Below are 14,396 nucleotides of genomic sequence, written 5' to 3'. Positions count from 1 at the left end.
ATGAATAATGGTATGACAAGCAAAAGAAAAGAAAGTTCGTTAATTAAAAATATAGTGAGAGTTTTGTCTGCCAATTTTTGGGTAGCTGTGATTGGATTTATTGGGAGCTTTATATTCCCTCGTATATTAACAATTGATGCATATGCATTATACCACACATTTACTCTTTATTTAGGATATATTACAATTACACATTTGGGTTTTCCATCCGGAATGGTTATTAATTACGCAGGAATGGATTATGATTCAATCGATAGGAAGCAGTATCGATCAGAGATGCTATTACTCATTGGAATCTTATCTTTTTTCACACTAACTTTTTTGGCGATTGCTGTTATAATGAGCAATAAGATGATTGCATATATTGCTCTTGCAATTATTCCAACAGGAATAACAGGTAGCTATAAGGCTTTGCTCCAAGCCTGGAACAGATTTAAACTTTTTAGTCATATAAGTACTATTCTTGCAACAGCTGTACCAATGGCGGCTTTAGTATATTATTTAGTAACCAAAACGTTGCCGGGTGATGTATATATACTCATATATCTAGTGGTATATTGGATTGTAACATTTATTATATCAGTGGAAGTCTATAATAAAATTACTGGAGTAAAGGCGAACAAACTGTTGTCCAAAGAGAATTTTGAAACTGAAAAAATAGGCTTGGCTATGGTATTAGGTAATTATATTAATACATTATTTGTTTCGGCTGATAAACAGTTTGTAAAATGGTTTTTTGGAAATCAAGAGTTTGCGTATTATTCATTTGGAATGTCAATGCAGTCTTTGATGACTGTGTTTATTATTTCGATTGCACAGCCATTATTTCCAGCAATGGCACAAGGGAAATTTAAAGATGAGGAATATAATAGTATAAAAGAACTTTTGATTGTATTCGGATCATTGTCTGGATGTGCATATTTTGCTGTGTCAATTATAGTAAAGTTGTTTATTCAAAAATATACAAGTTCCTTGGATATAGTTGGAATATATTTTGTAGTCTTTCCAGCTATGGCAGTAATTAATTGTCTTTATATTAATTTGTATAAAATTAAAGGAATTATGAAGACATATATCAAAACACTTTTTGGAATTTTGCTTTTATCAATTATTCTAAATACTATTTTTGTATTTGCAGTTGGCGAGTTTACTGGTGTTGCTATTGCGACTACAATAACATATTATATTTGGTTTTTGATAGGATTTAAACAGTTTGAATTTTTACGAATCACCGTGAAGGATGTTACGTATTTAATTGCTTATACAATTGGTTTCTTTGTAATAACAAAGGCATTTAATGATTATCTTGGATTTTTTGTATATTTTGCCTTTATTGCAGTGCTTGTGATGGGATGTTATAAAAAAGAAATAATGGCTTATGTTAAAAAAATTCTCAAAAAATAGTGAGGTATTGACATGAAACTAGAGATTTTATTTAAGTTTCCTATGGTGGGAGCGAAAATAAGAAATTATGTCATTAGAAAAGAAGGCGGAGAGAAAACTTCAAAGACTTTGAGACGCTATATGCAAGAAAAATATAATGTGTCTGTCGATTTGTATACTTATGGCAGTTGTTTTTCTCCAACTTTTAATACTGGTGGAAAAGTTAAAGTTGCCCGTTACTGCTCATTTGGATCAGATGTGCATTATTTTGGTTCAAATCATCCTGTGGATCATGCAGTGATGTCTGCGTATTTTTATAATAAAAATTTTAGCGGACTCAATGTTAATGATGTTGAAAGAAAACAGCTTTCTGTTGGAAATGATGTATGGATTGGACATGGTGTAACAATAGTTTCATCGTGTAAAAAAATAGGAAATGGTGCTGTAATTGGCGCTGGTTCTGTCGTAACTAGGGATATACCTCCATATTCGATAGTTGCTGGAGTTCCTGCTAAAGTGATTAAGTATCGTTTTGACGAAGAAACAATTGATGCACTAGAAAATAGCTGTTGGTGGAAATTGCAACCAGAAGAGTTAATGGAATTCTATCCGTTAATCGATACCCCACTAAAATGGGCTAATGCGATAATTAACAGAAAAAACAATATTTAATGCATATAATAAAAGCCTTCTAATAAAAATGTAAGCCACCAAAAAAGTAGTGATTGTATTTATTAATCATGATATAATGTAAGCAATTTATTATTAGTTAGTAAAAAAACTAAATAAAAAACAGTACCGTGTGTAATACATGTGCTCCTTCAGAGCTAAAGCACACACGGTATATTTTAAATGGTATTATATAGTTTATAACGATAATAAAACAAAAAAAGGAGTGTAAGAAAAAAATGAACTTATCTAAAATACACCACATCGCCATCATCGTATCCAACTACGAATCCGCAAAGGATTTCTACGTAAACAAGCTTGGCTTTTCCATCATCAGAGAAAACTATCGTGCGGAGCGTAAGGACTGGAAGCTGGATCTGCGTGTGGATGAGCACACGGAGCTGGAGATCTTTGCAGAACCAAATCCACCGAAGCGGGTGAGCCGTCCGGAGGCTTGTGGTCTGCGTCATCTTGCTTTCTGTGTGGAGAGCGTGGAGCAGACGGTGAAAGAGCTGGCGGAGGTCGGGATCGAATGTGAGCTGATCCGTGTAGATGATTTTACCGGCAAGAAGATGACATTTTTTCATGATCCGGATGGACTGCCGCTGGAGCTGCATGAGTAAGAGGGATGGAGCAAATGATATTTCGTAAGGCAGTAAAAGATGATTTTGACAACATAAAATCTCTGTACAGGGAGCTGATCGATCAGGAGCAGGGGGATCCATCGTTTCCACATTGGAAGAAGGGTATCCATCCGTCTGATGAAATGCTGCATAACAGTATTGATGAGAAGGAACTATATGTTCTAGATAACGGCGAGATGACCTTCAAAATGTATGAGCTGGTTTTGTGATCTATGGGTGAGAAAAGAGCGTATAAACCAAGAAAGCCCGGAGGTGGCCGCAGGAAATCTAAGCCGGAGTATGATGCCGGGAAGATCCTTAAGGAGCTGATGGATCCGGCTGTTGTGCTTTATGAAGGGGGGATGTCTTTGCAGGCTATTGCAGATGAGCTGGGGCTGAACCCGATCAAGGTTCGGAAGCTGCTTATCACGGCTGGTGTGTATGCATCGGATGTGGCGGAGAAGGTGCAGGAGACCTTTGATGATTTCAGAAAAACACAGGATCATAAAGCTGCTGTCCTTTCAACTGCAAATGCTCTTGGCCTGTCCAGGTCCTCTGTTACTTCATATCTTCCGTACAAAAAGGGTGTGTATTTTCCAGGTACAGCACCGGCAGATAAGATCAGTGTTGGAGCTGAACGGCAGCGGAGGTACAGAGCGATGAAGCGGTGGAGGAATGCCACAACAGAAGAAGGATCAGCAGATGTTCGTATAACAGCGAGATCAAAATGAAATAATGGTTGACAGAACCGGGAAAGAACGTACTGTTCGAGTGGGATTTGCATATGTTGCATGAAGTAAAACAGCCATCAACTTGTTATTTGCTCTGTGAAATGATAAAATCAAAATAAAACAGGTGAGTTGTAACCTCGTGCTTGAGGAACAGCTTCAGAAAGGAGTCTGAATAGCATGGGAAGATTTGTGAACCCGGACAACAGTGCATTTCAGGTTGCTCTTAACTCCAGAATATATGTGGATAAGACTGGCCTGATCGAGTACACAAACAGTGTTCTTGATACAACAAATGCTTATATCTGCAATAGTCGGCCGCGCCGGTTCGGAAAATCTTATGCAGCTAATATGTTGGCTGCGTATTATAGCAAAGGTGCAGATTCTGAGCAGATGTTTTCTGGATTGCAGATAAGCAGGGAGACCGACTTTAAAAAGCATCTTAACAAGTATGATGTGATCCGAGTGACTTTGGAACATAATTGTATAATAAAAAAACACAAAATACAACGACTGCCGCAGGTTTCACGCCTGCGGCATTTTGCAGTTTGTACAAAAAACACAGAAAATATATTGGAAAAAGAGCGGGAAAAGGGTATAATGTCAGAGAAAGTGTGATTGATAAAATACAGACGTTTTTTTCTGCTTTGTCAGGTCATAAATAAGTGAGGCGGAGGATGTAACGATGGAACAGCAGCATATGTTTACCAACCGGATGATCCGTAATCTTCTGGTGCCGGTAGTGCTGGAACAGATTTTGAATTCGATAATGGGAACCGCAGATACCATGATGGTCAGCAATGTGGGATCTGCGGCTCTTTCTGCGGTATCGTTGGTGGATTCCATCAATGTGCTTCTGATCCAGGCTTTTTCGGCGCTGGCAGCGGGAGGCGCCATTGTCTGCGCCCAGTATATCGGACAGAGGAATTATGAGAAGGCGAATATGTCTGCCAGGCAGGTGCTTTTTATCATCACAGCGATCTCTGTAGTGGTGTCTGCAGTCTGTCTGATCTTCCAGAAGCCGCTTTTGAGGCTGATCTTCGGTGCGGTGGATGCGGATGTTATGCGTGCATCGGAAACCTATTTCTTTTTCACGGCACTGTCATTCCCCTTTATTGCGGCTTATGATTCTGCGGCTTCGATCTTTCGTGCCCAGGAGAATACCAAGGGGCCTATGGCCATCTCCATGATCTCCAATATCATGAACATTGGCGGAAACGCGGTTCTGATCTGGGTTTTCCACCTTGGTGTTGCAGGAGCGGCGATCTCCACACTGGTTTCCCGTATTTTCTGTGCAGTGGTTGTTCTCTGGCAGCTGCGTAAGGATCGTCAGCCTGTCGTTGTGAAAGATTACCTGAAGATCCGTCCGGACTGGAGCATGATCGGACGTATCCTGGGACTTGGGATTCCTTCGGGAATTGAGAACAGTATGTTTCAGCTTGGAAAGCTTGCCATCCAGTCTACAGTTTCCACACTGGGAACAGCAGCCATCGCAGCGCAGGCAATGACCAATATCCTTGAGAACCTGAATGGTATCGCGGCCATCGGAGTAGGTGTGGGCCTGATGACCATCGTAGGCCAGTGTCTTGGTGCCGGCCGCAAGGATGAGGCGGTCTATTACATAAAAAAACTCTGTGTCATTGCAGAGGCAGTTATTATCGTAAGCTGTCTGATCGTGTATATTTTGGTCAGACCGGTGACGATCCTTGGCGGAATGGAGAGTACCAGTGCGGAAATGTGCATCCACATGATCACATGGATCACCATCGTAAAGCCTGTGGTATGGACAATGGCGTTCGTGCCGGGGTATGGTCTTCGTGCAGCCGGTGATGTGAAGTTCTCCATGATCACCTCCTGCTGTACCATGTGGGCGTGCAGGTTCTGTCTCTGTGTTTTCCTGATCCGTGTCCTGGGCTTCGGGCCTATGGGTGTCTGGATCGGAATGTTTGCAGACTGGACTGTTCGTGGGATCATTTTTACCTGGCGTTTCCACAGCCGCAAATGGCTGGAGCACAAGGTAATCTGAAAAGGAGGGCATCGTATATATGAAGAATGGACTGGAAGACCAGTATGTCATAAAAAACAACAAGCGCCTCCGTTATGGCTACACAACAGGCTCCTGTGCAGCCGGGGCAGCCAGGGGTGCAGTCCGGATGCTGCTTTCGGGAGAGACTCTTTCTGAGGTAGAGCTTGATACCCCAAAGGGGATCACCCTTACATTACAGCTTCACGATATTACCCGGGGCGAAACCTATGTCTCCTGTGCGGTACAGAAGGATGCAGGGGATGATCCGGATACCACCAACGGGATCCTGGTCTATGTAAAAGCGGAGAAGTTTTCTATCTCAGCGGCAGAACAGGCCGGGCAGCAGCAGAAAACAGAGAAATCCCGGCCTCAGATCATCCTGGACGGTGGGATCGGGGTGGGGCGTGTCACCAAGCCGGGACTTTCCCAGAACGTGGGCGAGGCGGCCATCAATCCGGTTCCCAGAGCCATGATCCTGCGGGAAGCCGAAGAGGCGGCCCAGGAATATGACTACGAGGGCGGTCTGAAGCTTACCGTATCCGTCCCCCAGGGGGAGGAGATCGCGAAGAAAACCTTTAATCCCCGTCTTGGCATTCTTGGCGGGATCTCCATACTTGGAACCAGCGGGATCGTAGAGCCTATGAGTGAGAAGGCTCTGATCGAAAGCATCCATGTGGAGATGAAGCAGCATTTCTGCCAGGGAGAAAACTATATCCTGGTGACACCGGGGAATTACGGTGCGGATTATCTCAGGGAGCATATGTCCATTCCCTTTGAGAACAATATCAAGTGCAGCAATTATGTAGGGGAGACCATTGACATGGCCATTGATATGGGCGTAAAGGGCATTCTTTTTGTGGCTCATATCGGTAAGTTTGTAAAGGTTGCCGCCGGGATCATGAATACCCATTCCCACTGTGCTGACGGAAGGATGGAGGTTCTCTGTGCAAGTGCCATCCGTGCAGGGGGCTCTCTGGAATGTGCCAGAGAGATCCTGGAGGCGGGGACTACGGATGAGGCGCTGGCTGTTCTTGACAGCTATGGTATCCTGAAAGAGACTATGGCTGTGGTCATGGAGAAGATCCAGTTTTATCTGGACCACAGATCCTATGAGCAGATCCTTCTGGGTGCTGTGGTGTTTTCCAATGTATACGGACTGCTGGGGCAGACTCGGGATGCTGAAGAGCTGATCCATAAGATACAGGAGCAGGCAGTCCGGGTGGATGATCTTTCATGACAGGCCCCCCGGTCCGGATGGAAGCTTTAAAGAGCAGGACAAAATTTGATATAAATAACAGACAGGTTTTATCCTGTCTGGAAAATATAGTTAGGAGGAAAGAAATATGGCAGGTAAATTATATGGTGTAGGTGTAGGACCGGGAGATCCGGAGCTTCTTACCTTAAAAGCACTTCGTCTTGTAAAGGAGGCAGAGGTGATCGCACTTCCGGGACAGGTTCCGGAGGATACGGTAGCGTTTAAGATCGTGGAGGGAGCTTATCCGGAGCTTGGAAAGAAGGAGCTTCTTGCAGTTCCTTTTCCAATGTCCAAGGATCCTGAGGTGCTGAAGAGCTATCACGATGCAGGAGCAGAAAAAGTCAAGACTGTCCTGGACCAGGGGAAAGATGTGGTATTTCTCACACTGGGAGATCCTACCGTGTATTCCACATATCTCTATATCCATCACAGACTTGTGGCTCAGGGCTATGAGACGGAGATCGTCTGTGGCATCACATCCTTCTGTGCAGTTTCCGCCCGTCTGAACACCGGACTTGTGGAGAAGGCAGAGCCTCTTCACGTGATCCCGGCTTCCTATCAGATCGAGGATGCGCTGAAGCTTTCTGGTACCAAGGTCCTTATGAAGGCCGGAAAGAAAATGAAGGATGTGAAGGCGGAGCTTCTTTCTCAGGGGGCAGAGGCCATGATGATCGAAAACTGCGGAATGCCGGATGAAAAGATCTACCGGACCGTGGAGGAGATCCCTGAGGATGCAGGATATTATTCCCTGATCATTATCAAAGAAAACAAAGACAGAAGAGAGGAATAAATTATGGTACATTTTGTAGGAGCAGGTCCGGGAGCACCGGATCTTATCACAGTAAGAGGTAAACAGTATCTGGAAGAGGCAGATGTGATCATCTATGCGGGATCTCTTGTAAATCCCCAGCTTCTGGAGTATTCCAAGGATGTGTGCACCATCCATAACAGTGCAAAGATGACCCTTGAGGAAGTGATCTCTGTTATGGAGAGAGCAGAGGCTGAAGGTAAGATGACCGTTCGTCTCCACACCGGCGATCCATGTATCTATGGTGCGATCCGTGAGCAGATGGATATCCTGGATGAAAAGGGAATCCCCTATGATTCCTGCCCGGGTGTCAGTGCCTTCTGCGGAGCTGCATCTGCACTGAACCTGGAGTATACACTTCCGGATATTTCCCAGAGTGTGATCATCACAAGAATGGAAGGAAGGACACCGGTGCCGGCAAAAGAGAGCATTCAGTCCTTTGCCGCTCATAATGCGACTATGGTTATTTTCCTCAGTACAGGTATGCTGGAAGAGCTGAGCCGCAGACTGGTGGAGGGCGGATACCGTGAGGATACACCGGCTGCCATCGTCTACAAGGCAACCTGGCCCGATGAGAAGAAGTTTATCTGTACAGTGGGTACTCTGGCCCAGACAGCAAAAGAGAACAAGATCACAAAAACAGCTCTTATGCTGGTAGGTGATGCGGTCAATGCTGCAAGCTATGACAGATCCAAGCTGTATGATCCGGGCTTTACTACAGAGTTCCGTGAGGCTACGAAATAAAATATGAACATTTCCATCATTTGCTTCAGTATGACAGGGCTGGAGACAGGGGAAAGGCTTCAGAGGGCTCTGGAAAAAGAAGGTGAGAGTGTCACCCTTGCAAAAAAGAGCCGGTACCTTCCGGATCCGATCTCTGTTTCCACCTCCCAGTGGGCAGGGGAACAGTTCCAGGCAGGAAAAGAGGGCGTGATCTTTATTGGCGCCTGCGGGATCGCAGTGCGCAGTATCGCACCTTACATTGCCGGAAAAAAGACGGATCCGGCTGTGCTGGTGATCGATGAATGCGGAAAATTTGTCATTGCGCTTCTTTCCGGACATCTGGGCGGAGCCAATGAGCTGGCTCTTCGCTGTGCCGGATATCTTAAGGCGGTGCCGGTTGTGACAACAGCCACAGATCTTCACAGCCGTTTTGCAGTGGATGTTTTTGCAAAAAAGAATGGCTGTGCTATTTTTCATATGAAGGCTGCAAAGGAGGCTTCTGCGGCCCTTCTTGCAGGAAAGAGCGTTGGCTTTTACAGTGAGTTTCCATGGGACGGGGAGCTGCCGGAGGGTCTGGTGCTTTGCGGGAAGGACGGAAGGCCCTCAGCTGCAGCGGATCCGGAGAAGGGTGAGATAGCCGGTGAGGCACCGGAAACAGGTATTGCGGTGACGATCCACAGAGGCTGCCTGCCCTTTAAAAATACAGTCCATGTGGTGCCGCCCGCTGCAGTTCTGGGAATGGGCTGCCGCAGGGGAAAGGATGCAGCCTCCATCCGGAAGGCGGCAGAGGAATGTCTGAGAGAATCGGATGTTTACAGAGAAGCGCTGAGTGCTATTGCCAGTATCGATCTGAAGAAGGAAGAGGTGGGACTTCTTTCTCTGGCAGAAGCCTGGCAGCTTCCGTTTCTGACCTTTACAGAGGAAGAGCTGAAGGCAGTGCAGGGTGAATTTACCCCGTCACAATTTGTAAAAAAGATAACAGGTGTAGAGAATGTCTGTGAGAGAAGCGCGGTTCTGGGTTGCGGACAGGGTACACTGATCAGAAAAAAAACAGGCCGGGACGGTGTGACTACCGCCCTTGCAGCCGGAAATCGGAGGATACGTTTTGAGTAAGATTTATGTTGTAGGAATTGGCCCGGGTGCGTATGACCAGATGACTGGAAGAGCGATCCGTGCATTAAATGAAAGTGATGTGATCATCGGTTACACGGTGTATGTGGATCTTGTAAAGGAGTATTTTGCAGGCAAAGAGTTCATGACCACACCGATGAAAAAAGAGGTAGACCGCTGTGTACTTGCTTTTGACGAGGCAAAAAAAGGAAAAACCGTTTCCATGATCTGTAGTGGTGACGCCGGTGTCTATGGCATGGCAGGTCTGATGTATGAGGTGGGAGAAAACTATCCTGATGTGGAGCTGACCATTATCCCGGGTGTGACAGCAGCCACAGGCGGCGCCGCAGTGCTGGGTGCACCGCTGATCCATGATTTCTGCCTGATCAGCTTAAGTGATCTTCTGACTCCGTGGGAGAAGATCGAGGCAAGGCTTCTGGCAGCAGCACAGGCGGATTTTGTGGTATGCCTTTACAATCCGTCCAGCAGAAAACGTAAGGATTATCTTCAGAAGGCCTGTGATCTGATGATGAAATACAAGTCTCCGGATACTGTCTGCGGCACGGTTGCCCAGATCGCACGTGACGGCGAGACTGCACAGGTCATGACACTGAAGGAGCTCCGTGATACAGAAGTGGATATGTTTACTACCGTATTTGTGGGAAATTCACAGACTAAGAATGTAAACGGCAAGATGGTAACACCAAGGGGATATAAGAATGTATAAAGCCATTGTTTTTGCAGGAACCACCGAGGGCTATGCACTCTGTGAGTTCCTTGCGGAAAATCATGTTCCGGTCTATGCCTGTGCAGCTACGGAATATGGCGGCTCCCTTCTGAAGGAAAATGAATTTCTCCATGTCAGCGCCGGAAGGCTGAAAATCGAAGATATGGAGGAGCTTTTCCAAAGGGAAGCGCCGGAGATCGTTCTGGACGCCACTCATCCCTATGCAGCAGAGGTGACAAAAAATATCCGGACTGCCTGTGAGAACGGAAGCATCCGATATCAGCGTGTCCTTCGCCCGGAGGGGGAGAAGAACAGGGAAGCCATCTATGTGGAAAGCACGGAGAAGGCGGCAGAGCTTCTTTCCGGTACAGAGGGGAACATTTTTCTTACCACAGGAAGCAAGGAGCTGTCTAAATTTACAGTGATCCCGGATTACCAGGAGAGGCTTTTTGCCCGGGTGCTGTCCATCCCTTCCGTGATCAGCTCCTGCGCGGAGCTGGGGATCGAAGGAAAGCATCTCATCGGTATGCAGGGGCCATTTTCCACAGAGATCAACGAAGCCATGCTTCGACAGTTTCAGTGCAGCTATCTGGTCACCAAGGATACCGGTCTGGCAGGTGGATTCCCGGAAAAGATGGAGGCTTGTCAGCGCTGCGGCGTCACACCTGTGATCATCGGAAGACCATTGCAGGAGGAGGGGCTGTCCCTGCCGGAAGCAAGGGTATTTCTGGCAAAGCTGTTCGGCCTTACCCTGTCACAGAGGGTTTCTCTTGTAGGCATCGGCATGGGTGCGGAAAAAACCCTGACTTTGGAAGGAAAGAAGGCCTTTGATGAGGCGGAGCTTCTGATCGGTGCAAAGCGTATGACAGATGCTGTACAGAGGCCGGGGCAGATGGTTCTCCATGAGTACCGCAGTGATAAGATCGTGGAGTATATCAAGACACATCCACAGTACCGTACCGTAGCCATTGCCCTTTCCGGCGATGTGGGCTTCTACAGCGGTGCAAGGAAGCTGATCGATCTTCTGGATGGCGATGTCCAGGTGATCTGCGGGATTTCTTCCGTTGTTTATTTTATGGCGAAGATCGGTCTTTCCTGGGATGATGCCAGGATCGTCAGCGCTCATGGAAGAGACTGCAATCTGATTGCCCTGATCCGGCATAACCCCAAGGTTTTTTCCATTCTGGGAACAGAGGATGGGGTAGCTCGTCTGGCTTCTCGTCTGGTTGCGTATGGAATGGGTGATGTGACCCTTTATGTGGGCGAAAATCTTTCCTACGAAAATGAAAAGATCTTTCATGCCAGTGCGGCAGAGCTTACAGAATACCGGGGTGATGCGTTAAGCGTGGTAACTGCGTGCAATGAAAACGCAGTACCTTTGCCCGCAGTTCACGGGATCTGTGATGAGGAATTTCTTCGTGGGAAGGCGCCTATGACAAAGGAAGAGGTGCGTACGGTTTCTCTGTCCAAGCTTCGTCTTCAGGAGGATTCTGTCTGCTATGATGTGGGAGCGGGCACAGGCTCGGTTTCTGTTGAGATGGCGCTTCGTGCCTGGAAGGGTCAGGTCTATGCCATCGAGAAAAAGGAAGATGCCCTTGCTCTTCTGAAGGAGAACAGGCGGAAATTTGCCACAGACAATCTGGAGATCGTGCCTGGTACTGCACCGGAAGCGATGGTGGAACTACCTGTTCCGACACATGCCTTTATCGGCGGGTCTTCCGGAAACATGAACGAGATCATCCGGCTTCTTCTGGATAAAAATCCGGGAGTACGGATCGTGATCAATTGCATCACTCTGGAGACGGTGACGGAAGCCATGAATGCCATACGAGATTTCAGCCTGACGGATGTGGATATCGTACAGCTGTCTGCGGCAAGATCCAAATCTATCGGAAGGTATCATATGATGATGGGTGAGAATCCGATCTATATCATTTCCTGCAGCGGAAGAGGGGAGGAGATTTAGGTGAAGGTCTCGAGAATACTTCTTGCGGCAGGTGCCAGCGGAAGCGGAAAAACCCTGATCACCTGCGGGCTGCTTCAGGCGCTGGTGAACCGTGGCCTTAAGGTGGCTTCTTTTAAATGCGGCCCGGATTACATAGATCCTATGTTCCACAGCCGTGTGATCGGTACAAGATCCCGAAACCTGGATACGTTTTTTACAGATGGAGACAGAACCCGGTATCTTCTGGCAAAGAACGCATCGGACTGTGAGATCGCAGTGATGGAGGGAGTCATGGGGTATTATGACGGTGTAGGAGGGATCACCTCCAGAGCCAGCGCCTATGATCTGGCCTCCACCACAGATACACCGGTGATCCTGATCGTAAACAGCCGTGGCATGAGTGTTTCCCTGGCTGCCTATGTAAAGGGCTTTCTGGAATACAAAAAGGATAGTCATATCTGCGGCGTGATCTTTAACCAGATGTCTCCCATGCTGTATCCCAGGATGAAGAAGCTTCTGGAAGAGGAGCTTTCCGTAAAGGTGCTGGGATATGTTCCGAAGGTGGAGGACTGTGTGATCGAAAGCCGTCATCTGGGGCTGGTGCTTCCGGAGGAGATCCCGGAGCTGAAAAGCCGTCTGCAGAAGCTTTCCGAGGTACTGGAGAAAACCCTGGATATCGATGGGATCCTGGAGCTTGCAGGGGAAGCACCGGAGCTTGCGGCACCAGAGACGGAAATGCTGATACAGAAGGATACTGCCTTCGGATACCGTACAGAGGAAAAGGTGCGGATCGGTGTGGCGGATGATGAAGCCTTCTGCTTTTTCTATGCGGATAATTTAAATCTTCTGGAGCAGATGGGAGCGGAGCTAGTACGTTTTTCACCCATTCATGACAGAGAGCTTCCGGAGGATCTGGACGGGCTTCTTTTAAGCGGCGGTTACCCGGAATTAAACGGGGAGGCGCTGGAAGAAAATCAGGAAATGTGCACCCGGATCCGGGAAGTCATCCTGGACGGAATGCCTTGTCTGGCAGAATGTGGCGGATTCATGTATCTTCATCAGGAGATGGAGGATATGGAAGGAAAGCAGCGCAGAGTCTGCGGGGTGATCCCTGGAAGGGCTTACCGGACACCGAAGCTGAACCGGTTCGGCTATATCACCCTTACGGAAAAACAGGATACCGGACTTGGTGAGATCCCGGCTCATGAATTCCATTACTTTGATTCCACAGATTGCGGAGAGGATTTTCATGCGGCAAAGCCGGCATCTAAAAGAGGATGGGATTGTATCCATGACCGGGGCAGGCTGATGGCAGGATTTCCGCATCTTTATTATTACGGAAATCCCAGGGTTCCGGCACGCTTTCTGAAGAACGCACTGGAATATAAGAAGGAACGGAGGCAGAAAAAAGATGCTGAAATATAGTCTTCCTGCACTGGCCATAGGATTTGTGCTGGATCTTCTGATCGGAGATCCCAGATGGCTTTATCATCCGATCTGTGTCATCGGCAATCTGATTGCAGTGCTGGAAAAGGTGATCCGGAAGATTTTTCCGAAAAATCACGGCGGTGAGCTGACAGGAGGCTTTCTGATCGTAGTGCTTGTCTGTCTGTTCAGCGGCGGGGTGCCGCTTCTGGTGCTTTATTATCTTTACCGGTATCTGCCGGTGGCCGGATTTGTGCTGGAGGTTTTCTGGTGCTATCAGCTTCTTGCCACCCGTTCCCTGAAAGATGAGAGTATGAAGGTTTATGACCGGCTGAAAAACGGAACTCTGGACGAGGCACGCTATGCGGTGTCCATGATCGTAGGCCGTGATACCAGAGAGCTTACGGAAACCGGCGTGACAAAGGCTGCCGTGGAAACCGTTGCGGAAAATGCATCCGACGGCGTGATCGCCCCCATGCTTTATATGGCTATCGGCGGGGTGCCGCTGATGTTTTTGTATAAGGGTATCAATACCATGGATTCCATGCTTGGATATAAAAATGACAAATATCTTTATTTCGGCCGTATTGCGGCAAAGCTGGATGATGTGGCCAATTATATCCCTGCCAGGATCTCCGGATGGCTGATGGTGGCAGGAACTGTTTTTACAGGAATGGATACAAAAAATGCGGCAAAGATCTACAAACGTGACCGGAGAAATCATGCAAGCCCCAACTCTGCTCAGACAGAGGCTGCCATGGCCGGAGCGCTGGATGTACAGCTTGCGGGAAATGCATATTATTTCGGGAAATTATATGAAAAACCCACGATCGGGGATCCGATCCGCCCGGTGGAGCCGGAGGATATCAAAAGAGCTAACCGGCTGATGTACGCGGCATCCATACTGGGTGTGGTTGTATTTGGACTGCTCAGTGCGGGGATCCGGTTCGGGTTATTAAGGTAACAATAAATAC

The 14,396-nt window shown here is 47.3% G+C and carries 14 protein-coding genes and 1 pseudogene; all 15 read left to right on the top strand.

What is annotated here, in order from left to right:
* Positions 1-1,404 carry an oligosaccharide flippase family protein gene (locus NQ489_RS10205; protein WP_021651725.1) on the top strand — a complete coding sequence of 468 codons (1,404 nt, stop codon included), beginning with the start codon at positions 1-3 and terminating at the stop codon, positions 1,402-1,404.
* A 12-nt stretch (positions 1,405-1,416) separates the two neighbouring features.
* The gene (locus NQ489_RS17625; protein ID WP_021651726.1) at positions 1,417-2,055 is read left to right on the top strand and encodes a CatB-related O-acetyltransferase; all 639 of its coding nucleotides are present in this window, start codon (positions 1,417-1,419) and stop codon (positions 2,053-2,055) included.
* A gap of 236 nt (positions 2,056-2,291) precedes the next feature.
* The gene (gene gloA2, locus NQ489_RS10195; protein WP_021651727.1) at positions 2,292-2,675 is read left to right on the top strand and encodes an SMU1112c/YaeR family gloxylase I-like metalloprotein; all 384 of its coding nucleotides are present in this window, start codon (positions 2,292-2,294) and stop codon (positions 2,673-2,675) included.
* A 14-nt stretch (positions 2,676-2,689) separates the two neighbouring features.
* The gene (locus tag NQ489_RS10190) at positions 2,690-2,905 is read left to right on the top strand and encodes a hypothetical protein (protein WP_044961607.1); all 216 of its coding nucleotides are present in this window, start codon (positions 2,690-2,692) and stop codon (positions 2,903-2,905) included.
* A gap of 3 nt (positions 2,906-2,908) precedes the next feature.
* Entirely contained in the window at positions 2,909-3,406 is a 498-nt protein-coding gene (locus tag NQ489_RS10185) for a hypothetical protein (protein ID WP_021651729.1), read from the top strand.
* Positions 3,407-3,583: 177 nt separating this feature from the next.
* Positions 3,584-3,880, top strand: a pseudogene (locus NQ489_RS17850) (AAA family ATPase); the annotation flags it as partial.
* Positions 3,881-4,088: 208 nt separating this feature from the next.
* A complete protein-coding gene (locus tag NQ489_RS10175; protein ID WP_021651731.1) occupies positions 4,089-5,429 on the top strand; it encodes an MATE family efflux transporter in 1,341 nt (446 codons plus the stop codon).
* A 19-nt stretch (positions 5,430-5,448) separates the two neighbouring features.
* Entirely contained in the window at positions 5,449-6,666 is a 1,218-nt protein-coding gene (gene cbiD / locus NQ489_RS10170; RefSeq protein WP_118608819.1) for a cobalt-precorrin-5B (C(1))-methyltransferase CbiD, read from the top strand.
* 106 nt (positions 6,667-6,772) lie between these two features.
* On the top strand, positions 6,773-7,474 hold the full coding sequence (gene cobI, locus NQ489_RS10165) for a precorrin-2 C(20)-methyltransferase (protein WP_021650569.1): 702 nt from the start codon (positions 6,773-6,775) through the stop codon (positions 7,472-7,474).
* 3 nt (positions 7,475-7,477) lie between these two features.
* On the top strand, positions 7,478-8,236 hold the full coding sequence (gene cobM, locus NQ489_RS10160) for a precorrin-4 C(11)-methyltransferase (RefSeq protein ID WP_015524810.1): 759 nt from the start codon (positions 7,478-7,480) through the stop codon (positions 8,234-8,236).
* Between the two features lie 3 nt (positions 8,237-8,239).
* A complete protein-coding gene (locus tag NQ489_RS10155) occupies positions 8,240-9,328 on the top strand; it encodes a cobalt-precorrin 5A hydrolase (RefSeq protein ID WP_044960833.1) in 1,089 nt (362 codons plus the stop codon).
* On the top strand, positions 9,321-10,052 hold the full coding sequence (cobJ, locus tag NQ489_RS10150) for a precorrin-3B C(17)-methyltransferase (protein WP_021650567.1): 732 nt from the start codon (positions 9,321-9,323) through the stop codon (positions 10,050-10,052). Before NQ489_RS10155 ends, cobJ begins: the two co-directional genes overlap by 8 nt.
* The gene (locus tag NQ489_RS10145) at positions 10,045-12,018 is read left to right on the top strand and encodes a bifunctional cobalt-precorrin-7 (C(5))-methyltransferase/cobalt-precorrin-6B (C(15))-methyltransferase (protein WP_021650566.1); all 1,974 of its coding nucleotides are present in this window, start codon (positions 10,045-10,047) and stop codon (positions 12,016-12,018) included. The genes cobJ and NQ489_RS10145 overlap by 8 nt, the downstream gene beginning before the upstream one ends.
* Positions 12,019-13,422, top strand: a complete 1,404-nt coding sequence (locus tag NQ489_RS10140) for a cobyrinate a,c-diamide synthase (protein ID WP_021650565.1) — start codon at positions 12,019-12,021, stop codon at positions 13,420-13,422.
* A complete protein-coding gene (cbiB, locus tag NQ489_RS10135) occupies positions 13,409-14,386 on the top strand; it encodes an adenosylcobinamide-phosphate synthase CbiB (RefSeq protein ID WP_021650564.1) in 978 nt (325 codons plus the stop codon). The genes NQ489_RS10140 and cbiB overlap by 14 nt, the downstream gene beginning before the upstream one ends.
* Positions 14,387-14,396: the final 10 nt, after the last annotated feature.

It is taken from the genome of Blautia sp. KLE_1732_HM_1032 (assembly GCF_025147905.1).
In the GTDB taxonomy this organism is placed as follows: Bacteria; Bacillota; Clostridia; order Lachnospirales; family Lachnospiraceae; genus Blautia_A; species Blautia_A fusiformis.
This window is presented reverse-complemented; position numbering and strand designations above follow the sequence as displayed.

Coding starts and splice junctions, on each gene's coding strand:
- NQ489_RS10205 (WP_021651725.1), top strand. CDS start 1: ATGAATAATGGTATGACAAGCAAAAGAAAAGAAAGTTCGTTAATTAAA.
- NQ489_RS17625 (WP_021651726.1), top strand. CDS start 1,417: ATGAAACTAGAGATTTTATTTAAGTTTCCTATGGTGGGAGCGAAAATA.
- gloA2 (WP_021651727.1), top strand. CDS start 2,292: ATGAACTTATCTAAAATACACCACATCGCCATCATCGTATCCAACTAC.
- NQ489_RS10190 (WP_044961607.1), top strand. CDS start 2,690: ATGATATTTCGTAAGGCAGTAAAAGATGATTTTGACAACATAAAATCT.
- NQ489_RS10185 (WP_021651729.1), top strand. CDS start 2,909: ATGGGTGAGAAAAGAGCGTATAAACCAAGAAAGCCCGGAGGTGGCCGC.
- NQ489_RS10175 (WP_021651731.1), top strand. CDS start 4,089: ATGGAACAGCAGCATATGTTTACCAACCGGATGATCCGTAATCTTCTG.
- cbiD (WP_118608819.1), top strand. CDS start 5,449: ATGAAGAATGGACTGGAAGACCAGTATGTCATAAAAAACAACAAGCGC.
- cobI (WP_021650569.1), top strand. CDS start 6,773: ATGGCAGGTAAATTATATGGTGTAGGTGTAGGACCGGGAGATCCGGAG.
- cobM (WP_015524810.1), top strand. CDS start 7,478: ATGGTACATTTTGTAGGAGCAGGTCCGGGAGCACCGGATCTTATCACA.
- NQ489_RS10155 (WP_044960833.1), top strand. CDS start 8,240: ATGAACATTTCCATCATTTGCTTCAGTATGACAGGGCTGGAGACAGGG.
- NQ489_RS10145 (WP_021650566.1), top strand. CDS start 10,045: ATGTATAAAGCCATTGTTTTTGCAGGAACCACCGAGGGCTATGCACTC.
- cbiB (WP_021650564.1), top strand. CDS start 13,409: ATGCTGAAATATAGTCTTCCTGCACTGGCCATAGGATTTGTGCTGGAT.